Origin of the sequence: Conyzicola lurida (genome assembly GCF_014204935.1) — a bacterium.
Classification (GTDB): domain Bacteria; phylum Actinomycetota; class Actinomycetes; order Actinomycetales; family Microbacteriaceae; genus Conyzicola; species Conyzicola lurida.
Genome location: NZ_JACHMJ010000001.1, coordinates 2,803,964 through 2,826,779, shown reverse-complemented (window position 1 = coordinate 2,826,779; position 22,816 = coordinate 2,803,964). Strand labels below are relative to the sequence as shown.

Below are 22,816 nucleotides of genomic sequence, written 5' to 3'. Positions count from 1 at the left end.
CATCGCCACGACGCCCTTCCCGCTCGGGGAGGGCGTTCGTGCGTTAAGGGCTTCGACAGGCTCGAACCGCTTAACGCAGAAACGCCCTCCCGTGAGGGAGAGCGTTTCTGTGTTGTGTCGGGGTAGCGGGATTCGAACCCACGACCTCTTCGTCCCGAACGAAGCGCGCTACCAAGCTGCGCCACACCCCGATCTTTCCCGCCGCTAACGACGTGAACCTATCAAGAATAGCTGAAATCTCCGGCGGTTAATGTCACTACGACCGCTTCGGGCCGACATGCGAAGCGAACCGGCGCATAAATCGAGGTTCCGAGACCCGCCGACACGTTCAAATACGCGGCACGACGGGCGTGATTCCACACGCTGAGCCCCTGGGCCTGATCGCGAGGAATATCGCAATTGGTCACGAGAGGCGGCAGACCGGGCACGCGGACCTGTCCGCCATGCGTGTGGCCGGCGAAGATCATGTTCGCGCCGTTGGTCACGAACGAGTTGAGAACGCGCTGGTACGGCGCATGCGTCACACCGATCGAGATCGACTCCTGGCCGGGGCGGCCGGCGGGCCACTCGACGTTCTCCTGCATCTCCTCGATCGCGCCGGGGAGAGCGCCGAGCTTGTCCCAGTCGCGGTGAGCGTCATTGACGCCGAAGAACTCGAGGCGCGAGCCCTTGATCGACATCGCGCGGGCGGTGTTGTTCAGGCTGAGCCAGCCCAGCTCGTTCTCGAAGAAGTTCTCGAGTCGGGCGGTATCGAGCGGCACGGAGCGCTGCTTGTGCTCGCTCGGCCCGCTGAAGTAGCGCAGGGGGCTCTTGAACGTCGGACCGAAGTAGTCGTTCGAACCGTTGACGAACACGCCGGCACCGGTGAACGGTGCGAGCGTGTACTCGAGGGCCTCGTAGGTGTCCTCGTGCCCGAGGTTGTCGCCGGTGTTGACGACCAGGTCGGGTTCGAGGTCGGCGAGCGAGCGAATCCACTCCTGCTTGCCGCGTTGCCAGGGGGCGAGGTGGATGTCGGCGAGGTGCAGCACCGTGAGGGAGCGGGCACCCGGCTCGAGAATCGGCAGGACCTCGTGGCGCACCGTGAACCGGTTGCGCTCCACCAGGCTGCCCCAGGCGAACGCCCCCGCACCGACGGCGGCCACCGCGCCGAGCGCGGTGGCCGCCGTCTTCACAGCGGTATGGCCCACTAGCACTTCACCCGGCCGACGCCGAGGACGACGGGGTCGCTCAGGCGGGCCGAGGCTCCGGCGGCGGGGTTGCTCGAGAAGACCTTGCCGGCGTCGTCCGACTCGTCGGCGGGCAATCGTACGCACTTCTCCTGTACCGAGGTGAACCCGGAATTGAGAAGGGTCGATTTGGCATCGTCGAATTGCGGGGCGCCGGACACGACATCCGGCATCGTGGTCAACGAACCGTTGCTCGTGTAGACCGTGACCGTCTGACCGCGCGCCATGGAGGTGCCGGCGGCGGGGTCGGTGCTCGTCACTGTGCCGGCGGGCAGGTCGGAGTCGATCGCGCCGCCGTCGGCGTAGGTCAGCTTGAGGCCCTCGAGGATCGACTGGGCGTTGGCCGCCGATCCGTTGGTGAGTTCGGGCACCGCGATCGCCGCGCCGTTCAGCAGCCGCGAGGCCGGTTCGTCGAGCGCGCCGCCGGGATAGAAGACGTTGGTGTTCGCGTTGATCGGTTTCGAGATGTTGTGCCGGTTGTTGATGCCGCCCGGGTAGTTCGAGATCTTGTAGTTGCCGACGATGTTGCCGAACCAGACCGCGGTAGTCACGCGCGAGCTGGAACTGACCAGCCAGGTCTGGTTCGAGCTGTCGGTGGTACCGGTCTTGCCGAACATCGGGGTGCCGTCGCGCGGGTTGCCGCGGTAGCCGTCCATCGCGTTCTCGAGGGCGTACACGGCCGTGGCGGCGACCTCGGGGTCGATCGCCGCGGCGCACTCCTGAGCCTGGCCGGGGAGCACGTTGCCCTCGGAGTCGGTGATGCTGTCGACCGCGCGCGGCTTGCAGTACGTGCCGTGGTTGGCGATACCGGCGTAGGCGGCCGCCATTGTCAGCGGCGCGATGGAGTTTGTGCCGAGGATGGCGGACGGGTTCGACATCAGCTTGGTCTCGTCGACCTTGGGCTGGTCCGGGTTGACGATGTCGATTCCGGCGGCGGGGTGCACGCCGAGCGCCTGCGCGATCTGTTTCGTGCGGCACTGGTCGAGCTCCAGGCCCATCGACGCGTAGGCGCCGTTGATGGACTGGGCGGTCGCGGCCATGACGGTGCGGTTACCCCGCTCGCCTGAGGAGTTCGAGAACGGCCAGGAGCCGCCGAACGGTCCGTCGTTCGCACCGTCGATGCCGTCGGTGCTGTTGCCGGTGCAGCTGTTGGTGAAGGCGGCCTGGGAGAGGGTGCGCGCGTTTCCGTCGACCACCTCGTTGAGTCCTCGGCCCGATTCGAGCCAGTTCAGCAGCGTGAACACCTTGTAGGTCGATCCGACTTGGAAGCCGTTCGACCCGCCGTTGAAGTAGTCGGTGCTGTAGTTGACCGACGTCAGGGTCGGGTCGCTGACCGCCGCCTCGGTGTTGTTGTACGTCTTGTTCTGCGCCATGGCGAGGATACGGCCGGTGCCGACCTCGACGCTGGTCGCAGCGGCACCGAGCGAGAGTCTCGTCTCGTTGGCGGGTGCCTGCGCGGCGAGGACGTCCTGATTGACGGTGTTCAGGCGGATGTCGAGGCTCGTGTACACCTGGTAGCCGCCGAGCTTCCAGTTGGCCTGGCGCTCTGCCGCCGTCGCGCCGAGCGCGGGCAGCTCGTCGATGATCGTGGTGACGTAGTCGCAGAAGTAGGTCGCGTAGGTGTACGCGGCGATGCAGCCGTTGGAATACGGCTTGAGCACGACGGTGGTGGCGTCGACCGGAACGGCCAGTGCCTCGTCGAGCTGCGCCTGGTCGATCATTCCCTCGACGAGCATGTTGCGCAGGATCACGTCGCGGCGGGACTTGTTCGCCTCGTAGTTGTCGGCGCTGTCGAGGCCGCGGGCACCCGGCTCCTGCACGATGGCGATGAGGCTCGCCGCCTGCGCGAGCGTCACATCCTTCGCGGAGACGCCGTAGTAGCGCTGGGCGGCCGACTCGATGCCGTAGTTGTTGCCGCCGAAGCCGGCGATGTTCAGGTACGCGAGGAGGATCTCGTCCTTGGTGTACCGCTTCTCGAGACCGATCGCGAGCTTCATCTCTTTGATCTTGCGATCGAAGGTGCCAGCTTGCGCGGCCTCGACTCCGGCATCCCGGGCTTCTTCAGTGTCTTTCTGCAGAGCCTCTTGGATGTAGATGTTCTTGACGAGCTGCATCGACAGGGTCGACGCACCGCTCGTGTCGCCGCCCGAGATGTTGCCGATCGCGGCGCGGATGGTGCCCTGGAGGTCGACTCCGCCGTGCTCGTAGAAGCGGCGGTCCTCACCGGCGACGGTGGCGTCCTTGAGGAACTGCGAGACGTTGTCCCACTGCACTTCCTGGCGGTTCTGGTCGTAGACCTGTGCGATGGGGGAGTAGGCGTACGAGCCGTCGGGGTTCGTGCCGACGACAGCGTAGATCTGGTTCTGCTGCGGCTGGTTGCCGATCTCGATGAACTCGGGGAGGCTGTCGAAGATTCCGATGCCGTTAGAAGCTGTGACGCCGGTAACGGCGAGTGCGGGGGTGACCATGACCGTCACGAGAATCCCGGCTATGACGCTGAAGCCGAACATTCCAAAGACGCCGCTGAGCACGCCTTTAGGTCGGGAGTTTTGGGCAGACATAGAATGCATGGTACGCGACGATCCCGCGTACCTAGCTGAGCGGAAGCCGACAAATGACGACGTGGGAATACCTCACCACACCTCTGATGATCCACAACACGGCCGCGATTCTCAATAACTGGGGATCGGAGGGCTGGGAACTCGTGCAGGTAGTCACCGGTCCCGAAGGCGGGCTCGTGGCGTATCTCAAGCGCGAAACAAAGGAAGACTGACCTATGACCAGCATCGACGACCGTCTCGCCGAACTCGGAATCACCCTGCCGACCGTCGTGCCGCCCGTGGCCACGTATATCCCCGCCGTGATCTCCGGCAACCTCGTCTACACGTCGGGTCAGCTGCCCATGGTCGACGGCGTTCTGCCCGCGACCGGCAAGCTCGGTGCCGAGGTCTCTGATGCCGAGGGCCGTGAGCTCGCCCGCCAGTGCGCGCTGAACGGCCTCGCCGCCGCCGCCTCCGTCATCGGTTCGCTCGACCGCGTCACCCGCATCGTCAAGGTCGTCGGCTTCGTCGCGTCCGACCCGTCGTTCACCGGCCAGCCCGGCGTCATCAACGGAGCCTCCGATGTTCTCGGCGAGATCTTCGGCGACATCGGCGTGCACGCCCGCAGCGCCGTCGGCGTCGCGGTTCTGCCGCTCAACTCGCCCGTCGAGGTCGAGCTGGTCGTCGAGTTCGCCTAAGCACCACAACCCCGGTGGTTGAGTAGGGCCGTCTGCGGCCCGTATCGAAACCCGCTCTCGCGGATAGATTTCGATACGGTCGCTGGGCGACCTACTCAGCCACCGTTGTCGTCTAACGGATCTTGTCCGTGATGATCTGCATCACGCTGGTGTCGGCGAGAGTGGTGGTGTCACCGACCGCTCGTCCTTCCGCGACATCCTGCAGCAGTCGACGCATGATCTTGCCCGACCGCGTCTTGGGCAGTTCGGCCACGATGAAGATCTTCTTCGGGCGGGCGATCGCGCCGATGCGGTCGGCCACGTGCGACCGGAGGATCGCGCTCGCCTCGTCGGCGGTCTGCGCGTCGGCCTGGTTGCTCTTGATGATGACGAACGCGACGACCGCCTGACCGGTGGCGTCGTCGGCCGCCCCGACGACCGCGGCCTCGGCCACGATCGTGTGCGAGACCAGCGCCGACTCGATCTCGGTCGTCGACAGCCGGTGTCCCGACACGTTCATCACGTCGTCGACCCGGCCGAGCAGTGTGATGTCGCCGTCGGCGTCGACGTGGGCGCCGTCGCCGGCGAAGTACTTCCAGACGCCGTCCTTAGAGAATTTCGACCAGTAGGTCTCGATAAAGCGGTCGGGGTCGCCCCAGATGCCACGCAGCATCGACGGCCAGGGTTCGGAGACCACGAGCAGCCCGCCGTGGGGCGGGTCGACGCGCTTGCCGCCGTCGCCGAGCACGTCGATCACGATGCCCGGGATCGGGGTCTGCGCGCTGCCGGGTTTCGCCTCGGTGATGCCGGGCAGCGCGGAGATCATGATCGCGCCGGTCTCGGTCTGCCACCAGGTGTCGACGATCGGGGTCTCGCCGCCGCCGATCACGTCTCGGTACCAGATCCACGCCTCGGGGTTGATCGGTTCGCCCACCGAGCCGAGCACGCGCAGGCTCGACAGGTCGAACTCGTTCGGAACCTGTCGGCCGATCTTCATAAACGACCGGATCGCCGTGGGCGCGGTGTAGAAGATGCTCACGCCGTACTTCTGGATGATCTCCCACCAGCGCCCGGGGTGCGGGGTGTCGGGTGTTCCCTCGTAGAGCACCTGCGTGGCGCCGTTCGCGAGCGGGCCGTAGACGACGTAGGAGTGCCCGGTGATCCAGCCGACATCGGCCGTGCACCAGTAGACGTCGGTCTCGGGGTGCAGATCAAAGACGTTCTTATGAGTGAAGGCTGCCTGGGTGAGGTAGCCGCCGCTCGTGTGCAGGATGCCCTTGGGCTTGCCGGTCGTGCCGCTCGTGTAGAGGATGAACAGCGGGTTCTCCGCCTCGAAACCCTGTGCCTCGTGTTCGGGCTCCGCGTCGGCGATCGCCTCGTGCCACCAGTGGTCGCGGCCGTCGACCCAGTCGATGACGTTCTCACCCCGACGCACCACGAGCACGTCGGTGACGCTCGTGGGCTCTTCGCCGTCCGCCGGTGCCAGGGCGGCGTCGACCGCAGCCTTGAGCGGGAAGACCTTGCCCTTCCGCCAGCCGCCGTCGGCGGTGATGACCAGGCGCGCGTCGGCGTCGGCCACCCGAGACCGGATGCTGTCGGCGCTGAACCCGCCGAAGATCACCGAGTGCACCGCCCCGATGCGCGCGACGGCGAGCATCGAGATGACGGCCTCCGGCACAAGCGGGAGGTAGATGGCGACGCGGTCACCCTGGCCGATGCCGAGGCCGGTGAGCACGTTGGCCGCTCGCTTCACCTCGGCGGTGAGTTGGGCATAGGTATAGGTTCGGCTGTCACCCGGTTCTCCCTCCCAGTGCAGTGCGACTCGGTCGCCGTTGCCGGCGATGACGTGGCGGTCGAGACAGTTGTACGCCACGTTGATGCGGCCGTCGGCGAACCACTTCGCAAATGGGGGATTCGACCAGTCGAGGGTCTCTGTGAAGGGCTCGTGCCAGTGCAGTTCGCGGGCCCGGTCGGCCCAGAATCCGAGGCGGTCGGCCTTGGCTTGGTCGTAGATATCGCGGTCGGCAACCGAGTGCTCCGCGAACTCCGCACTCGGTGCGAATCTGCGCGTTTCCGAGAGGAGGCTGTCGATCGAATTAGTGGACATCGTTATCCCTGTCATGCATGCGGCCGCACGTGGCTCCGCCGTTGGCGCGAGTGCTGCCATCGATCCTAACCGGTCGCTGAGAGTGGACTGTCAACCCCGCCAAATGGCCCTTGCGTGGGGGTCGTGCGGATGTACACTAATTCCCATCGGGCCGACGCTCTCGCGAGAGCTTGATGATGGCAGTGCATATCGATTCCCCCCAATCGGCACTGCTGTGGCGGCGCCTGTTCCCCCCAATAGGCGCCGCCCCTCTCTCTTTAAGGCGACTATCGTCCACAGCCCGCGAATTGCACAGATTTATGGATGCCGCGGGCAGGCCGATCGCTCCCACTTAACCTCCTCGCATGGAAGTTATCGAGGCGTTCGTCGCGCAGCGCCCCGGCGCGCCACCCGCGGCCGCTCAACGCCTCGGCAGCGACGGCGGTTTCCCGGTGGAATTCGGGCCCCTCGCGGGCTTCGTCGCCGACGCCACGGTGACCGACGTCTTCGTCAACGGACCGGGCTCCGTCTGGGTCGACCGCGGCACGGGAGCGGTGCCCACCGCTGTGACGATCGAGGAGGCGCCGCTGCGCGATCTCGCCGTGCGGCTCATGTCGCTCGGCGGCCGCCACATCGACGAGGCGACTCCGTGTGTGGACGCCCGGCTGCACGACGGCATCCGCGTGCACGCCGTGCTGCCGCCGGTGTCGACCCGGGGGACGCTGCTCTCCATCCGGCTGCCGCGCATCCGCCGCCTCTCGCTCGACGATCTCGACGCCGACGGGTTCTTCCCCGCGGGCGCCCTCGCCTCGCTGCGCGCCCTCGTCGCCCGCCGTGAGAACCTGCTCGTCACCGGCGCGGGAGGCAGCGGCAAAACCACGCTGCTTTCCGCGATCCTCGGCGCCGCGTCGCCCGCCGAGCGCATCGTCGCGATCGAAGACGTCGCCGAGCTGCGCATCGACCACCCGCACGTGGTGTCGCTCGAGGCCCGGCAGGCGAACCTCGAGGGAGCCGGCGAGATCAGTCTCGAGAGGCTCGTGCGCGAAGCGCTGCGGATGCGCCCCGACCGGCTCGTGCTCGGCGAATGCCGCGGCGCCGAAGTGCGCGAGCTCCTCGCCGCTCTCAACACCGGCCACGACGGCGGCGCGGGAACGCTGCACGCCAATTCGCTGCAGGACGTGCCGGCCCGGCTCGAGGCGCTCGGTGCGCTCGCCGGGATGACGCCCACCGCGATCGCGCGGCAGACCGTGAGCGCCATCGGCACCGTGCTGCACCTCGAACGCCGCGGCACGCAGCGTGTGCTCGCGCAGACCGGACGCTTCGCGCTGGACGACGCCGGACGGCTCAGGGTGGTGACGCCGTGAGAAACCCGCTGTCGAGATCGCGGTCGCGGGCGTCGCCGGGGCTGGAACCGGTGGCCTCGGTGGTCCAGCGGCTCGCGGTGCTGATGACGGCGGGGGTGCCGCCGTCGAGCGCGTGGACCTACCTCGCGCCGGAGTCGTCACCGATCGTCGCCGCGGTGGCGGAGCGTGCCGTCGAGGGGTCCCCGGTCGCGGAGGCGCTCGTCGGGCACCTCGAGATCGTCGGGCCGGCGGAGCGGCAGGCGTGGCGCGGCCTCGCCGCCGCGTGGCGGGTGGCCACGGAGACCGGGGCAGGGCTGGCGCCCACGCTGCGGGAATTCGCCGTGTCTCTCCGGTCGCTCGCGAATGCCCAGCGCGAGATCGCGGTCGCCCTCGCGGCGCCCGTGGCGACCGCGCGGCTCGTGATGGTGTTGCCGCTCGTCGGGCTGCTCTTCGGGCTCGTGCTCGGGTTCGACACCCTCGGCATCCTGTTCACCACGGGGCCGGGGCTCGCCTGCCTCGGGCTCGGCGTTGCCCTGATGCTGACGGCCGCGGCCTGGAACCGGCGTCTCGTCGCATCCGCACAACCGCGGGACTTGACGCCCGGGCTGCGCTACGAGCTGATGGCGATCGCCGTCTCCGGCGGCGGATCGATCGATCGCGCCTCGACGGCCGTCGCGGTAGCGCTGCGGTCGACCGGTCTCGACGACGTCGGCGACGAGCTCGGCGTGGACGCGGTGCTCGCGCTCTCCCGCCGGGCGGGTGTGCCCGCGGGGGAGCTGCTGCGCAGCGAGGGCGAGGAAGCGCGACGCAGCGCCCGCGCGGACGCCGCAGCCAAGGCGTCGGTGTTGGCGGTGCGACTCATGCTGCCGCTCGGCCTGTGCGTGCTGCCGGCCTTTTTGCTCCTGGGCGTCGCCCCGCTGCTGATCGCCGTCATCACCTCCACCGTCTCCGGATTCTGACCCCTCCCCACCCGCCTTCGCGGAGCCGGACTCCACCGATCCCTCGACCGCGCCCCACGTCGACCACCGCGCGATGACACTGGAGCCGTTCATTGGTACCCACACCGATCAGGAGGAACACATGACCATCAACGACCCCACCACCACACCCCCGCGCTGGCGCTGGAGGCGCGCAAAACTCGTCGCCGACGAGGAGGGAGCGGCCACCGCCGAGTATGCGATCGCCACGATGGCCGCGGTCGGTTTCGCCGGGCTGCTCGTCGTTATTCTGCGGTCGAACGAGGTGCGCGGCCTGCTGCTCGGCATCATCCGCAGTGCGCTCTCGATCTGACTGGCGGCTCGGCGCGCTGGCCGGCAGGGCGCAGGGCGACGGCGGGCACGGCGACCACGGTCACGGCGACCGCGGGCGAGGCGACCACGGGCGAGGCGGCCGCGAGCGGGGCAGCGTGACGGCCGAGTTCGCGGCCGTCGTCCCGGCCGTCGTGCTGCTGCTCGCCTGCTGCCTCGCCTGCCTGCAGATCGCCGGCCAGCAACTGCGGTTGCAGGATGCCGCGGCCGACGTCGCCCGCTCGGTGGCACGAGGCGGCGGCACCAGCGCCGCCGCCGTCGTGCCGGGTGTCGCGGTGGCGGTGGGCGCGAGCGGCGATCTCGTCTGCGCGACTCTGAGCGCCCGCTCGCGGTCGCCGGCCGGCACGCTGCTCGGCCTCACGCTCAGCGCGTCGAGCTGCGCCCTGGCGGGTGGCGAGTGATGCGCCGCGCGCGGTCGGCCGGATCGCAAGGCGGTCGTCTGCGAGACGAGCGCGGTGCCGGATCGGTTCTCGCGGTCGCCATCGTCGCGGGCCTGATCGCTCTGACCGCGCTGCTTGTACCTCTCTATCTGGTGTTCGCGACGAAACAGGCGCTCGCGGGTGCCGCCGACGCGGCGGCGCTCGCCGCGGCCGACGTGCGCGTCGGTTTCGTGGCCGGCGAACCGTGCGCCGTCGCGCGGCGGGTTGCCGCTGCCAACGGGGGCGAACTCACCGCCTGCCAGGTCGACGGGCTCGTCGTCACGGTGACCGTGTCGGGTGCCGTCGCCGGGTTCGCCATCGGCGTATCGGCCACCGCCGGACCGCCTCCAATCAGCGGGAGCAAAGGAGTTGAATAGGTGGGATTCGGTTTCACCTGTGTATGGTGTCGCTGATGGGGGCTGATTGAGCCACCGTTCTAACGTCCTATAAAGGAGTCACGTGCCTGGCACGAAGAAGCTCGTTGTCGTCGAGTCGCCCGCAAAGGCGAAGACCATTGCCCAGTACCTGGGAGACGGATACATCGTCCAGGCCTCTGTCGGTCATATCCGCGACCTCATCGAGCCGAAAAACCTGCCGCCCGAATTGAAGAAGGGCTCGCTCGGCAAGTTCTCCGTCGACGTCGACAACGGCTTCGAGCCGTACTACGTCGTATCCGACGCCAAGCGCAAGACCGTCGCAGACCTGAAGAAAGCACTGGCCGGCGCCGACGAGCTCTACCTCGCAACTGATGAGGACCGCGAAGGCGAGGCCATCGCGTGGCACCTCCTGCAGGTGCTCAAGCCCAAGGTGCCCGTGAAGCGGATGGTGTTCCACGAGATCACCAAAGAAGCGATCGAGCGCGCCAAAGAGAACACCCGCGAGCTCGACACCGCCCTCGTCGACGCGCAGGAGACCCGCCGCATTCTCGACCGTCTCTACGGTTACGAGATCTCGCCCGTGCTCTGGCGCAAGGTCGGTCCCGGCCTCTCCGCCGGCCGCGTGCAATCCGCCGCCACCCGTCTCGTCGTCGACCGTGAGCGCGAACGCCTCGCGTTCACCGCCGCCAGCTACTGGGACCTCATCGCCCAGTTCACCCCTTCCGCCGACGCGCAGCAGTTCGAGTCGCGCCTCGTCCGACTCGACGGTGCCCGCATCGCCGTGGGCCGTGACTTCGACGACAAGGGTGTACTAAAGTCCGGAGCCGTCGCCCTCGACGAGACCCGCGCCACCACCCTCGCCGCGCAGTTGCGCGACCCGGCGACCGCGCTCACCGTCGCCTCCGTCGAGTCGAAGCCGTACACGCGTCGCCCCGCGGCGCCGTTCACCACGTCGACGCTGCAGCAGGAGGCCGGCCGCAAGCTGCGCTTCTCCGCCCGCCAGACCATGAGCGTCGCCCAGGGCCTGTACGAAAACGGCTACATCACCTACATGCGTACCGACTCGGCCACGCTGTCGGCGCAGGCGATCAACGCCGCCCGTACGCAGGCCGCCGCGCTCTACGGTGCCGACACGATCCCCGACAAGCCGCGCGTCTACGCCGGCAAGAACAAGAGCGCGCAGGAGGCTCACGAGGCGATCCGCCCCTCCGGCGAGACGTTCCGCACGCCCTCCGAGCTGTCGTCGGTGCTCCGCGGCAACGACTTCAAGCTCTACGAGCTCATCTGGAAGCGCACCGTCGCCTCGCAGATGGCCGACGCCAAGGGATCGACCGCCACGGTCACGATCAAGGCCGGCCCCACCGTCGACAAGTCGATCGCCGAGTTCGTCGCCAGCGGTACCGTCATCACCTTCCGCGGATTCCTGCACGCCTACGAGGAGAGCCGTGACGAAGAGCGCAACGCGGCGGCCGAGCCCGCCGAGGCGAAACTCCCGCAGCTGACCGAGGGCCAGTCCCTCACCCTCGTCGAGGTGGAAGCCAAGGGCCACGAGACCAGCGCCCCGCCGCGTTACACGGAAGCCAGCCTGGTCAAGGCGCTCGAGGAACTCGGCATCGGCCGCCCCTCCACGTACGCGGCCATCATCTCCACGATCATCGACCGCGGCTACGTCACCCCGCGCGGCCAGGCCCTCGTGCCCAACTGGATCGCCTTCTCCGTCGTACGACTGCTCGAGGAGTACTTCTCCGACCTGGTCGAGTACGACTTCACCGCCGGCATGGAGAGCGACCTCGACCTCATCGCCGGGGGAGAGGCCGACCGCGTCGAATGGCTCACCGGCTTCTACTTCGGAAACACGAAACACCGCGGCCTGCGCACCGTCATCGACAACCTCGGCGAGATCGACGCCCGCGAGATCAACTCGATCAAGATCGCCGACGACGTCACGCTGCGCATCGGCAAGTACGGCCCCTACCTCGAGGCTCCCGGCGTCGACCCCGAGACCCCGCGCCGCGTCAACATCCCCGCCGAACTCGCACCTGACGAGCTCACCGCCGCCAAGGCCCGCGAGCTCATCGAGGCGCCCGTCGTCGGCGACCGCATCATCGGCGTGAACCCCGACAACGGCAAGCACGTCGTCGCCAAGGACGGCCGTTTCGGCCCGTACATCACCGAGGTCGACCCGGTCGACGAGGAGGCGGTGGCCGCCGAGGCGGCTGCCAAGGCCGAGGCGGATGCCGCGGCAGCAGTCCTCGCGGCGGCATCCGAGGTCGTCGATCCCGCTACCGGCGAGGTCATCGCGGCGAAGCCCAAGCGCAAGCCAGCCGCCAAGAAGACCGTCGCGGTCAAGCAGCGCACGGCATCCATCTTCAAGACCATGGACCTCGCGACCGTCGACCTCGAGACGGCCCTGCGCCTGCTCGACCTGCCGCGCGTCGTCGGTCTCGACCCCGAAACCGGCGCGGAGATCACGTCGCAGAACGGCAAGTTCGGGCCGTACCTTAAGAAGGGCGCCGACACTCGCTCGCTCACCAGCGAGGACCAGATCTTCGAGATCGACCTCGCGGGTGCGATCGAGCTCTACGCCCAGCCCAAGTACGGCGGACGTGCGGCGTCGAGCGCGCTCAAGGAGTTCGACAAGCCCGACCCCGAGAGCGAGAAGCCGATCCGCATCAAGGACGGCCGTTTCGGCGCCTACGTGACCGACGGCACGACCAACGCGACGATCCCGCGCGGCGAGACCGTCGAAGACGTCGACTACGAGCGCGCCGTCCAGCTGCTCGCCGACAAGCGCGCCAAGGGCCCCGTCGTCAAGAAGAAGCCGGCCGCCAAGAAGCCGGCGGCGAAGAAGCCCGCTGCCAAGAAGACGCCGGCCAAGACCGCGGCGAAGAAGCCCGCCGCAGCCAAAGCCGCTCTGACTCCGGAAGCCGCGGCGAAGGCCGAAGCGACCAAGGCGAAGGCGGCGGCGACGCGCGCCAAGACGGCCGCCGCGAAGAAGGCGGCAGCCGAGGCTGCGGCACAGTAGTGACCGGTCTCTTCATCACGTTCGAGGGCGGCGACGGCTCGGGTAAGTCCACCCAGTCGGCGCTGCTCACCGAGTGGCTCACCGCCCAGGGTCACACCGTCGTGCACTCGCGCGAGCCCGGCGGCACCGACCTCGGCGTCGAGCTGCGCGAGATCATCCTGCACCGCCGCGGCTACATCGCCCCGCGCGCCGAGGCACTGCTCTACGCCGCCGACCGCGCGCACAACATCGCGACCAAGGTGCGTCCCGCGATCGAGCGTGGCGACATCGTGATCCAGGACCGCTACCTCGACTCGTCCGTCGCGTATCAGGGAGCCGGCCGTGTACTCGACGCCACCGAGGTGCGCGACATTTCCCTCTGGGCGACCGAGGGCCTTCTGCCGGACCTGACCGTGCTGCTCGACCTTTCCGCCGAGAATGGCCGGGAGCGCATCGCCGCGACGCGGGACGTGTACGACCGGCTCGAGGCGGAGAAGAACGACTTCCACGAGCGCGTCCGCAACTCCTTCCTCGCCTTGGCGGAGGCGGAGCCCGGGCGCTTCATCGTGCTCGACGCGACCGACCCCATCGAGACGATCGCGGCCGCCATCCAGACGCGCGTTGTCGCACTGCTCGCTTAGGCTGTCCCCATGTCAGTCTGGGATGAGTTAACCGGCCAGTCCGAGGCCATCTCGGTCTTCCGGGCCGCGGCCGCGGCCAGCGCCGCCGGCGGCAGCAACGATTCCTCGATGACCCACGCGTGGCTCATCACGGGGCCTCCCGGCTCGGGCCGCTCGAACCTCGCCTACGCCTTCGCCACCGCACTGCTCAGCGACGGCAACGTCGACGGCGACGAGTCGGTGCGACTGCAGGTCGCCGCGCGTAGCCACCCCGACCTCGCGGTGCTCAGCACCGACCGCATCATCATCACCGTCGACGAGGTGCGCAAGCTCGCCGCCGCCAGCTACTACTCACCGTCGGTCGGCCGCTACCGCGTGATCGTCGTCGAAGACGCCGACCGCATGATGGAGCGCAGCTCGAACGCGCTGCTCAAAGCCCTCGAAGAGCCGCCGCCCCGCACGGTGTGGATCCTCTGCGCGCCGAGCGAAGCCGACCTGCTTCCGACCATCCGTTCGCGGGTGCGTTCGGTGCGCCTGCGAATTCCGACGGTCGAGGATGTCGCAGAGCTGATTGCCCGCAGAGATGACGTCGACCACGCAACGGCCACCCGCGCCGCCCGCGAAGCCCAGAGCCACATCGGCATGGCGCACCGCCTCGCCACCAACGAGGAGGCGCGGTCCCGTCGGGCCGAGACGCTCGACATCGCCCTCGGCATCCGGTCCGTCTCGGGTGCGATGCTCGCCGCGACCAAACTGTTGGCCATCGCCGGCGCCGACGCGAGCGCTCTCACCGAAGAGCGCGACGCCGACGAGAGGGCGAGCGCCCTGCGGTCCCTCGGCATCGAACCGGGCGGCACGATCCCGCCCGCCCTGCGCGCGCAGATGAAGAACCTCGAAGAAGACCAGAAGCGCCGAGAGAAGCGCAGCCTGCGCGACGGCATCGACCGCGTCATGGTCGACCTGTTGTCGCTCTACCGCGACATCCTGCTTTTGCAGCTCGGAGTCGAGACCGAACTCGTCAACCTCAGCATCTACAACAAGCTCGTGACCGCGAGCGAACAGTCGACCGCCCAGGAGACCCTCGCCACCATGGACGCCATCGCCACAGCCCGCCGCCGTATCGAGAGCAACGTCACGCCGGCGCTCGCCCTCGAGGCGATGCTCGTCTCGGCGCGGCGCACCGGGGCCACCGCGTGATGCGGGCCGCGAAGACGGTCGCCGCGGCGGTCGCGGCCGTCCTGCTGCTCGCCGCCTGTGCCGGACCGACGGTGCGGACCGAGTCGACTCCCGTGCCGAGCGACGTCTCCGCCGACCTGCAGCCGTTCTACGAGCAGGTGCTCACCTGGTCCGAGTGCGAAGACGGGATGCAGTGCGCAACCGCCACCGCGCCCCTCGACTGGGAAGACCCGTCCCGGGACTCGATCGACCTCGCCCTGATCCGTCAGGCCGCGACCGGCGGCGACCCGAAGGGCTCCGTGCTGGTGAACCCCGGCGGACCGGGCGGATCGGGTTACGACTTCGTCGCGCAGAGTGTCGACTACGCGGCATCCGACACTCTTCAACGGAACTTCGACATCGTCGGCTTCGACCCGCGCGGCGTAAACCGCTCGTCGGCGGTCTCCTGCCACGACGACCCGGCCGAGCTCGACGCGTTCCTCTACGACATCACTCCGGGCGTCGTGGGGACCGACGAGTGGATCGCAGCCGCCGAGGCGGCCAACACGGCGTTCGGGGCGCAGTGTCTCGAGCACACCGGCGAGCTGCTCGGCTACGTCGACACCGTCAGCGCCGCGCGCGACCTCGACCTGCTGCGGGCGGTACTCGGCGACGAGAAACTCAATTACCTCGGCTACTCGTACGGCACCCTGCTCGGCGCGACCTACGCCGAGCTGTACCCCGAGAACACCGGGCGGCTCGTGCTCGACGGAGCGTTGGATCCGACATCCACCAGCTTCGACGTGTCGCTGACGCAGGCCGAAGGATTCGAGAGTGCGATGCGCGCGTTCCTGGCCGACTGCGCGACCGTCGACGAATGCCCGTTCACCGGCAGCATCGACGACTCGATGACCATGATCCGCGCGCTGCTCGACCGGCTCGACGTGAGCCCGATCCGCAACACCGACGGGCGCGAGCTCGGCAGCAACGCAATGACGAGCGCGATCGTGCTGCCGCTCTACAGCCAGGACAACTGGCCGTACTTGCAGCAGCTCTTCGCTTCGGTGATGGCGGGCGACGCATCGATCGCGTTCACCCTGGCCGACAGCTACAACGGCCGTAACCCCGACGGCAGCTACATCGACAACTCGCTCGAGTCGCGTCTCGCGATCAACTGCCTCGACTACGCCTCGCAGGGCGACGTCGCGGTCATGCGCGAGGAAGCGGCCGAACTCGCGACCGCGGCTCCCGTGCTCGGCAAGCAGCTGAGCTACGGCGACCTCGGGTGTCTCGGCTGGCCCGTCGCGGCGTCGACCGAGCGTCCCGTGATCGCCGTGCAGCTCGAAAGCGGCCACCTCGTCACCTACGAGGGCGAGGGTCACACCGCCTACAACAAGTCGAACTCGTGCGTCGACGATACGGTCGACGACTACTTCATCGACGGCGCTGTGCCGTCCTCCGACCCTCTGTGCTGACGCGGCGCTAGCTGAAACATAGCCACGAACCCGCGCAAACTTGCGCACTGTGAAAGAATATTGACATGAATATGGATGTCGCCGACCTGGGCCTGCGCGAGCGCAAGCGCCTCGCCACTCGACGAGCCATCCAGCTGGCGGTTCTCGAACTCGTCCGTGACCGCGGTCTCGAGAACGTCACCGTCGACGAGGTCAGCCGCATCGCCGACGTGTCGCCCCGCACGTTCTTCAATTACTTCTCCTCGAAAGAGGAGGCCATCATCGGCGAGGCACCGTCGCTGCCCGACACGGCGCACGTCGAGGACTTCGTCAACGCCGGCCCCGACGCCGACCTGCTCACCGGCATCGGCGAGATGATCGCCGTCGCCGGCGACAACACCCCCATCGATTTCGAGATGTTGCAGCTGCGCCGCGAGCTGATGAAGCAGAACCCCCAGCTGTTCGCTTTGAGAATGGCCACGATGCGCCACTTCGAAGAGGAACTGGGCGAGATCGTCACCCGCCGTCTGGCGAACGACGATGCGGAGCTCGCCGCCGACCCGGCTGCCCTCGAGCAGCGCGCGCACCTCGTCACCCTCGTCGCCTTCGCGGCGATGCGGCACGCCTGGTCGAGCTGGGCGGAGACCGGCGGAACCCACCTCGAACTCTCCGAACGCGTGCGCTCGTCGTTCGACCAGCTCGGCACCCTGCTGGTTTCTGCTTCGGCAAAATAATCGGCTAAGCTTGCTTGCTGTGCCTAGGGAAACCTGACACGCCGCCTTAGCTCAGTCGGTAGAGCATCTCACTCGTAATGAGAAGGTCGTCAGTTCGATTCTGACAGGCGGCTCCACGAAAACCCGTGCAATCACAGGGATCCGGCAGTGCTCGAATCGCTTGCCTGCTTCGCAGATCGTGCGTTTGCCCACATTTTGCCCACATTCGTATTCCGGGCGCGCTGATCGAGCGCGTCAGCAACCGCGTCTAAGTCGTCATCGAATAGATCGCTGTAGACGTCGAGCGTCATCGCCGCTGAAGAGTGACCCAGCATCCTCCGGATCGACAAAACAGACGCACCCGATGAAATCGCTAAAGACGCGGCAGTATGCCGCAGGGAATGCGGTGTGATTAGCGGCAACTCCGGATAGCTTTCGCGAAGCTTGGCGACGGCAGCATCGAACGTGTTCCTTCGAAAGTTGCCCGCGCGGAGGACCTGACCGTTCGGCGAAGCGAACACGGTGTCAACTGAACTCTTGTCGGCACACAGCAGTTCGAGCTCGCCGTCGAGAAAACTCGGATATGGCACGGATCGACGCTCATGGTTCTTGGGAGTGCCCCAGATAATTGCGCCCTTCGGCTTTGTGACCGCTTCTGCGACGTCGAGGCGATGTCGCGACGCGGGTCCACTCGGAGTATGGCGGCACGCTCGATTCGACGTAGTAGGACTTCGCGCCGAAGACCTCCTTCCAGCTCGAGCAACTCACGTTCGACGAACGGGTCTACTGGTTCCCGCACGTGGCACCGACCGGCGACGTCGTCGTCTACCTCAGCTACCCGGCGGGCGCTACAAGGCACCCCGCCGACCTGCCCGCCGAGGTCCGCCTCGTCGCCATCGACCGGTGGCAGGAACCGACGACGCTGGCCGCATTCAACGGCGGCCAGGGGACGATCAATGTGCCAAGCTGGGCGCCCGACGGCTCGGCTTTCGCCTACGTCGACTACCCGCTCGCAGAAGAAGGACGAACCGAATGACAGAGAACACCCCGCCGGTGACGCTATTCACCGGGCAGTGGGCCGACCTCCCTTTCGAGGAGATCGCCCGCCTCGCCGCATCCTGGGGATACGACGGCCTCGAAATCGCCGCATCCGGAGACCACCTCGACCTCAAACGCGCGGAGGACGAGCCCGACTACGTGCAGAGCCGGCTCGACATCCTCGACCGGCACGGGCTCAAGGTCTACGCCATCTCCAACCATCTGGCGGGCCAAGCCGTCTGCGACGACCCGATCGACTTCCGGCACAAAGCCATCCTCCGCCCCTATACCTGGGGCGACGGCGTTGCCGAAGGCGTCCGGCAACGCGCTGCCGAGGACATGAAACGCGCAGCCCGAGTCGCCCGCCGTCTCGGCGCCGACGTCGTCACCGGCTTCACCGGATCGAAGATCTGGCCGTACGTCGCCCAATTCCCCCCGGTTCCCGACAGCGTGATCGACGAAGGGTACGAGGACTTCGCCGCCCGCTGGAACCCCATATTCGACGTCTTCGACGACGAAGGCGTCCGGTACGCCCACGAGGTGCACCCGTCGGAAATCGCCTACGACCACTGGTCCCTCGTCCGTTCGCTCGAAGCCGTCGGCAACCGTCACGCGTTCGGCGTCAACTGGGACCCGTCGCACATGATGTGGCAGGGCATCGACGTCGTCGGATTCATCTGGGACTTCCGCGACCGCATCTGCCACGTCGACTGCAAGGACACACGCCTGCGCCCGGGCGACGGACGGGCCGGGGTTCTCGGCTCCCACCTGCCGTGGGGAGACCCCCGCCGCGGCTGGGACTTCGTCTCCACCGGGCACGGCGACGTGCCGTGGGAGGACGCCTTCCGCGCCCTCCGCGCCGTCGGCTACAGCGGCCCCTTCTCCGTCGAATGGGAAGACGCAGGGATGGACCGCCTGCACGGCGCCGCCGAAGCACAGCGATTCGTCCGCAACCTGCTATGGGAACGCCCGACGAGCCGCTTCGATACGGCGTTCGCGACGCAGTAACGGTTCACCGCTCACAAAGACGCGCGAAAACGAAGGGATCGAGAGGGGTCGAGATTGTCCAATGACAACAAAATTGAGAATCGCAACATAAGGAATCTGGTTTTGGAAAAACCCTAGTGACCAGCACTTCGTCCGAGCTCGAGTTGTCGATTCAGGCATGGCAAATCCTTGACGTGATCAAGACATCAGAAGGTCGCAGGTTCAAAGCCTGCCAGCCCGACAAAAAGGGCCGTTCTAAGAACTGTCCAATACGAAAACCCTCCCGGGTGATCCCGGGAGGGTTTTATCGTTCCTGTGTGTTTTTCGCGGTGGCGGCCTGGTGCTGATCGTTCGATCCGCCGGTTTGTTCGAGATTTCGCACATGCGAGCGGATTTGTGGCGCGTCGAATCCTTCGTGATGCCCTCGGTCTCGTCTCCAGATGATTCCGCGCCTGCCGCGAAATTGTGTGGGGCTTCGGCATCACGGCATGGCCGCGTAAAGTTGTCACGACTTGAGCCTCCGCTGGAGGTCAGTGGCGGTGAGGCAGGGGAGTCGGTGGCGGGATCAGCGCAAGGCAGCGGCGCAAATGTGGCGTCTGCCCATCCATCCAAGCAGCGCAAACCGAACATCAGCGACGTCGCCCAGACCGCGGGCGTCTCGTACCAGACGGTTTCCCGGGTGCTGAACAACGCCCCAGACGTCAGTGCGGCAACGCGAGAGCGAATCCAGCAGGTCATCAAAGACATGGGGTATCGCCGGAGCAGGACGGCGACCGCGCTCTCGACCAGCCGGTCCACGGCGATCGGCATCCTGACCGACGGGTCACCGCGCTTCGGTCCCGTCGGAACCCTCCTTGCGCTCGAGAAAGTTGCACGGGAGAAGGGCTACTTCACCACCGTCGTCACAGTCGAGGAACCCTACGAGGATTCGATTCCGAAGGGCCTGGACACCCTGGACGGGATAGAGGTCGACGGCATCATCGTCATCGCGCCGCTCCTTTCCATGGCCGAAGCCGTCAGGGCCGCGACCATACGGGTTCCCGTGGAGATGATCGCCGCTGGTGCCTCGTCGACGCCGAACCTCTTCACATACTCCGAAAACCAGGAGCTTGGGGCTCGCATGGCGACTCAGCACCTCATCGATCTCGGCCACACCGACATCGCCCATATTGCCGGGTCCATGGACTGGTTCGACGGGCGCGTGCGAAAGAGCGGCTGGGAGGCCGCCCTTCGCGACGCAGGGCTCGAACTGGGGCTGTGTCTGGAGGGCGATTGGAGCCCACGGTCGGCCTACGACACCGCGCTTCAGCTGATCGAAGAGGGCAACGTTCCGCAGGCCATCTTCGCGGCCAGCGACCACACAGCCCTGGGCCTCATCCGTGCGTTCGCAGAGTCCGGAATTCGAGTCCCTGAGGATGTCAGCGTCGTCGGGTTTGACGATGTCGAAGGTTCGGAGTTCTTCCTTCCCCCGCTCACCACCGTGCGGCAAGATTTCGCATCCCTGGCCCACGCGAGCATTGAAGTGCTCTTGGGAGCAATTGAGGGCCGCGAAGTGAATCGTGCCCCCAGCGAGCCAACACTGGTAGCGCGCAGGAGCGCCGCGCCCGCCCAACACCGCGCCCGCTGACGGCCATCGCTCGACAACTTCGGTACTTTCACCGCGAAGCTTGACACGAGCACCGTGACCGGTCACGATTAGTGAGTTCCGTGACCGGTCACGGAACGCGTCGAGGTGACTACGAGGAGGTAGGACATGAAGTTTGCCTATGAAGCGAATGCGTGGGGCGGCGTTATCGGCACCTCCGGCGCCGTGACGAATCTGGGTTCCGGATTCTATGAGACGCCCGGCGACATTCGCGAGACCGTCAAGGCCATCGCCGCGGCCGGGTACACGGGGCTCGAACTGTTCGACGGGAACCTGCTTCCCTTCGAAGACACCATCCCCGACTTTACATCGATCGTGCGCGACGGCGGCCTCGAGGTGGCGGGCGTGTACAGCGGAGGGCAGTTCATCTACCCCGACGCACACGAAGACGAACTGGCCCGTTTCGACCGATCCATCGGCCTTGCCGCTGCGGTCGGTGCGCGCCACTACGTGATCGGGGGTGGCGCCATACGGTCTAGCGGCCGACGCGACGAGGACTACACGGTTGCCGGTGAGTTGCTCGACGTCGTCGCCGGGCGCGCCGCCGATGCGGGACTGATCGCGTCGTATCACCCGCACCTGGGCAGCCTCGCCCAGTCGCCCGAGCAGATCGACAAGCTCCTCTACCGCACCTCGATCGGAGTGTGTGCTGACGTTGCCCACATCGCCGCAGGCGGTGGTGACCCGGTTGATTTCATCGATCGGTACCAGGAGCGCCTCGTGTATGTGCACCTCAAAGACCTCGACCTCGCCTCCAACGGCTTCCTGCCGCTCGGCGATGGAGACCTCAAGCTCGTCGACATCATCGACGCGGTGTCCAGGGCCGGCTACGACGACTGGATCACGGTCGAGTTGGATGGGTACCCGGGCGACCAGAACGAGGCGGCCAGGCACAGCCTCCGGTACATGCAGGAGCACATCAGATAGCCATCAGACACGGCCGTCACCTGACGAGCCGACATACCAATTCGCAAAGGAGCAAGAGGGATGAGAACTAGAGCAGCTGCGGCCATCATGGTGGCCGCATTCGGGATGGTTGCACTCGCAGGATGCACGCCCGCCGGTGAAGGAACGAGCGATCAGGCAGAGATCGATCCCGTCGTCGTCGCGAAGATCGATGCGGCGTTGGAAGAGATCACCGGGCAGGTGCTGAGCACGGGCCCGAATGGCGAGGAGCCATCGTCAGTCGACAGCACGCAGGTGACTGACGAACAAGCCGCCGAAGTCGCCAGCCTCGGACTCACAGCGGCCATCGTGATGCACTACGGCGGCAACGACTGGGCCAACGCTCAGATCGCGGGGTTGAACGCAGAGTTTGACCGCCTGGGCATCGAGGTGATCGCTACGACGGATGCAGACTTCGATCCCGCGACGCAGGTGTCGCAGATCGAGACGGTTCTTACGCAGGACCCAGACATCATCGTCTCCATCCCCACCGACACCGTGGCAACCGCGAGCGCCTACCGCAAGGCGGTCGACCAGGGCGTGAAGCTCGTCTTCATGGACAACGTTCCAGAAGGTTTCGTCGCGGGCGAGGATTACGTCTCAATGGTGTCGGCCGACAACTACGGAAACGGAGTGACGTCGGCGTACCTCCTGGCGCGGGAAATCGGTGGCGCCGGTCAGATCGGCATCATCTACCACGAGGCGGACTTCTTCGTGACGCAGCAGCGGTTCGACGGCTTCCGCGCGACGATCACCGAGGAATTCCCTGACATCGAGATTGTGCAGGAACAGGGCATCGCGGGGCCAGATTTTGCGGGTGACGCTCAGGGGGTCGCCAACGCAATGCTGACACGCAACGCTGACCTCGATGGGATCTGGGCGGTGTGGGACGTGCCAGCGGAAGGCGTGCTCGCGGCCGCGCGGGAGACCGGCCGCAGCGACATCAAAATCGCCACCCAAGACCTCGGAACCAACGTCGCTATCGCTCTCGCGAGGGATGAAATGGTCGTAGGGCTCGGAGCCCAACTCCCGTATGACCAGGGAGTTGCCGAGGCCGACCTTGCGGCACTGAGCTTCCTCGGCGAGGACGTTCCTGCTTACGTCGCGCTCAGTTCGCTTCCGGTCGACCACGAGAATGTGCTCGAGGCTTGGGAGCTCGTGTATCACTCCGAGGCGCCCGACTCGGTTCGGGACGCGTACGCCGACTGACCCACCCGTCACTTGGACCGCTCTATGGGGCGACAACTCCGGTCGCCCCATAGAGACCATTACAGGACCAC

Annotated in this window: 21 protein-coding genes and 2 tRNA genes; 18 read left to right on the top strand and 5 right to left on the bottom strand. The window is 66.9% G+C overall.

The window, feature by feature from the left end; all coding sequences use genetic code 11:
- Window positions 1-117: 117 nt before the first annotated feature.
- From HD599_RS13855 to HD599_RS13845, 3 genes are all read right to left on the bottom strand, one after another.
- Window positions 118-191, bottom strand: a tRNA-Pro gene (locus HD599_RS13855).
- A gap of 30 nt (window positions 192-221) precedes the next feature.
- Complete coding sequence (locus tag HD599_RS13850) at window positions 222-1,187, bottom strand: metallophosphoesterase (RefSeq protein WP_184238552.1); 966 nt, start codon at window positions 1,185-1,187, stop codon at window positions 222-224.
- Entirely contained in the window at window positions 1,187-3,787 is a 2,601-nt protein-coding gene (locus HD599_RS13845; protein WP_221420512.1) for a transglycosylase domain-containing protein, read from the bottom strand. Before HD599_RS13845 ends, HD599_RS13850 begins: the two co-directional genes overlap by 1 nt.
- A gap of 53 nt (window positions 3,788-3,840) precedes the next feature.
- Here HD599_RS13845 and sp36 point away from each other — a divergent pair, with 53 nt between their 5' ends.
- Entirely contained in the window at window positions 3,841-3,999 is a 159-nt protein-coding gene (gene sp36, locus HD599_RS13840; RefSeq protein ID WP_184238550.1) for a Sp36 family protein, read from the top strand.
- A 3-nt stretch (window positions 4,000-4,002) separates the two neighbouring features.
- Complete coding sequence (locus HD599_RS13835) at window positions 4,003-4,464, top strand: RidA family protein (RefSeq protein ID WP_184238548.1); 462 nt, start codon at window positions 4,003-4,005, stop codon at window positions 4,462-4,464.
- Window positions 4,465-4,576: 112 nt separating this feature from the next.
- Here HD599_RS13835 and acs read toward each other — a convergent pair whose 3' ends face one another.
- A complete protein-coding gene (acs, locus tag HD599_RS13830; RefSeq protein WP_184238546.1) occupies window positions 4,577-6,550 on the bottom strand; it encodes an acetate--CoA ligase in 1,974 nt (657 codons plus the stop codon).
- Between the two features lie 344 nt (window positions 6,551-6,894).
- Here acs and HD599_RS13825 point away from each other — a divergent pair, with 344 nt between their 5' ends.
- From HD599_RS13825 to HD599_RS13775, 11 genes are all read left to right on the top strand, one after another.
- The gene (locus HD599_RS13825) at window positions 6,895-7,893 is read left to right on the top strand and encodes a TadA family conjugal transfer-associated ATPase (RefSeq protein ID WP_184238544.1); all 999 of its coding nucleotides are present in this window, start codon (window positions 6,895-6,897) and stop codon (window positions 7,891-7,893) included.
- A gap of 50 nt (window positions 7,894-7,943) precedes the next feature.
- Window positions 7,944-8,831, top strand: a complete 888-nt coding sequence (locus HD599_RS13820; RefSeq protein ID WP_343062078.1) for a type II secretion system F family protein — start codon at window positions 7,944-7,946, stop codon at window positions 8,829-8,831.
- Between the two features lie 121 nt (window positions 8,832-8,952).
- Window positions 8,953-9,162, top strand: coding sequence for a DUF4244 domain-containing protein (locus tag HD599_RS13815; protein WP_184238542.1), 210 nt, complete (start codon window positions 8,953-8,955; stop codon window positions 9,160-9,162).
- Window positions 9,146-9,580, top strand: a complete 435-nt coding sequence (locus tag HD599_RS13810; protein WP_184240702.1) for a TadE/TadG family type IV pilus assembly protein — start codon at window positions 9,146-9,148, stop codon at window positions 9,578-9,580. Before HD599_RS13815 ends, HD599_RS13810 begins: the two co-directional genes overlap by 17 nt.
- Complete coding sequence (locus HD599_RS13805; protein WP_184240627.1) at window positions 9,580-9,975, top strand: Rv3654c family TadE-like protein; 396 nt, start codon at window positions 9,580-9,582, stop codon at window positions 9,973-9,975. Before HD599_RS13810 ends, HD599_RS13805 begins: the two co-directional genes overlap by 1 nt.
- A gap of 82 nt (window positions 9,976-10,057) precedes the next feature.
- Window positions 10,058-13,000: a type I DNA topoisomerase gene (gene topA, locus HD599_RS13800; RefSeq protein ID WP_184238540.1), complete on the top strand. Its 2,943-nt coding sequence runs from the start codon at window positions 10,058-10,060 to the stop codon at window positions 12,998-13,000.
- Complete coding sequence (gene tmk / locus HD599_RS13795; protein WP_184238538.1) at window positions 13,000-13,620, top strand: dTMP kinase; 621 nt, start codon at window positions 13,000-13,002, stop codon at window positions 13,618-13,620. Before topA ends, tmk begins: the two co-directional genes overlap by 1 nt.
- Window positions 13,621-13,629: 9 nt before the next feature.
- The gene (locus HD599_RS13790) at window positions 13,630-14,796 is read left to right on the top strand and encodes a DNA polymerase III subunit delta' (RefSeq protein WP_184238536.1); all 1,167 of its coding nucleotides are present in this window, start codon (window positions 13,630-13,632) and stop codon (window positions 14,794-14,796) included.
- Window positions 14,796-16,229, top strand: coding sequence for an alpha/beta fold hydrolase (locus HD599_RS13785; protein ID WP_184238534.1), 1,434 nt, complete (start codon window positions 14,796-14,798; stop codon window positions 16,227-16,229). Before HD599_RS13790 ends, HD599_RS13785 begins: the two co-directional genes overlap by 1 nt.
- A gap of 65 nt (window positions 16,230-16,294) precedes the next feature.
- Window positions 16,295-16,942 (top strand): TetR/AcrR family transcriptional regulator, encoded by a 648-nt coding sequence (locus HD599_RS13780; protein WP_184238532.1) that lies wholly within the window; start codon window positions 16,295-16,297, stop codon window positions 16,940-16,942.
- 40 nt (window positions 16,943-16,982) lie between these two features.
- Window positions 16,983-17,058 (top strand) — tRNA-Thr (locus HD599_RS13775).
- Between the two features lie 15 nt (window positions 17,059-17,073).
- Here HD599_RS13775 and HD599_RS13770 read toward each other — a convergent pair.
- Window positions 17,074-17,511: a tyrosine-type recombinase/integrase gene (locus HD599_RS13770; protein WP_184238530.1), complete on the bottom strand. Its 438-nt coding sequence runs from the start codon at window positions 17,509-17,511 to the stop codon at window positions 17,074-17,076.
- Window positions 17,512-17,720: 209 nt separating this feature from the next.
- Here HD599_RS13770 and HD599_RS13765 point away from each other — a divergent pair, with 209 nt between their 5' ends.
- The 5 genes from HD599_RS13765 to HD599_RS13745 all read left to right on the top strand — a co-directional run bounded on the left by HD599_RS13765 (window position 17,721) and on the right by HD599_RS13745 (window position 22,745).
- Window positions 17,721-17,957 (top strand): hypothetical protein, encoded by a 237-nt coding sequence (locus tag HD599_RS13765; RefSeq protein WP_221420511.1) that lies wholly within the window; start codon window positions 17,721-17,723, stop codon window positions 17,955-17,957.
- Complete coding sequence (locus tag HD599_RS13760) at window positions 17,954-18,967, top strand: sugar phosphate isomerase/epimerase family protein (protein WP_184238528.1); 1,014 nt, start codon at window positions 17,954-17,956, stop codon at window positions 18,965-18,967. Before HD599_RS13765 ends, HD599_RS13760 begins: the two co-directional genes overlap by 4 nt.
- Before the next feature lie 319 nt (window positions 18,968-19,286).
- Entirely contained in the window at window positions 19,287-20,573 is a 1,287-nt protein-coding gene (locus tag HD599_RS13755; RefSeq protein ID WP_343062076.1) for a LacI family DNA-binding transcriptional regulator, read from the top strand.
- 126 nt (window positions 20,574-20,699) lie between these two features.
- Complete coding sequence (locus HD599_RS13750; protein WP_184238526.1) at window positions 20,700-21,518, top strand: sugar phosphate isomerase/epimerase family protein; 819 nt, start codon at window positions 20,700-20,702, stop codon at window positions 21,516-21,518.
- Window positions 21,519-21,578: 60 nt separating this feature from the next.
- A complete protein-coding gene (locus tag HD599_RS13745; protein WP_184238524.1) occupies window positions 21,579-22,745 on the top strand; it encodes a substrate-binding domain-containing protein in 1,167 nt (388 codons plus the stop codon).
- Window positions 22,746-22,816: the final 71 nt, after the last annotated feature.

Coding starts and splice junctions, on each gene's coding strand:
- HD599_RS13825 (WP_184238544.1), top strand. CDS start 6,895: ATGGAAGTTATCGAGGCGTTCGTCGCGCAGCGCCCCGGCGCGCCACCC.
- HD599_RS13790 (WP_184238536.1), top strand. CDS start 13,630: ATGTCAGTCTGGGATGAGTTAACCGGCCAGTCCGAGGCCATCTCGGTC.
- HD599_RS13835 (WP_184238548.1), top strand. CDS start 4,003: ATGACCAGCATCGACGACCGTCTCGCCGAACTCGGAATCACCCTGCCG.
- HD599_RS13805 (WP_184240627.1), top strand. CDS start 9,580: ATGCGCCGCGCGCGGTCGGCCGGATCGCAAGGCGGTCGTCTGCGAGAC.
- HD599_RS13815 (WP_184238542.1), top strand. CDS start 8,953: ATGACCATCAACGACCCCACCACCACACCCCCGCGCTGGCGCTGGAGG.
- HD599_RS13750 (WP_184238526.1), top strand. CDS start 20,700: ATGAAGTTTGCCTATGAAGCGAATGCGTGGGGCGGCGTTATCGGCACC.
- HD599_RS13745 (WP_184238524.1), top strand. CDS start 21,579: ATGAGAACTAGAGCAGCTGCGGCCATCATGGTGGCCGCATTCGGGATG.
- HD599_RS13845 (WP_221420512.1), bottom strand. CDS start 3,787: ATGTCTGCCCAAAACTCCCGACCTAAAGGCGTGCTCAGCGGCGTCTTT.
- sp36 (WP_184238550.1), top strand. CDS start 3,841: ATGACGACGTGGGAATACCTCACCACACCTCTGATGATCCACAACACG.
- HD599_RS13780 (WP_184238532.1), top strand. CDS start 16,295: ATGAATATGGATGTCGCCGACCTGGGCCTGCGCGAGCGCAAGCGCCTC.
- HD599_RS13760 (WP_184238528.1), top strand. CDS start 17,954: ATGACAGAGAACACCCCGCCGGTGACGCTATTCACCGGGCAGTGGGCC.
- acs (WP_184238546.1), bottom strand. CDS start 6,550: ATGTCCACTAATTCGATCGACAGCCTCCTCTCGGAAACGCGCAGATTC.
- HD599_RS13785 (WP_184238534.1), top strand. CDS start 14,796: ATGCGGGCCGCGAAGACGGTCGCCGCGGCGGTCGCGGCCGTCCTGCTG.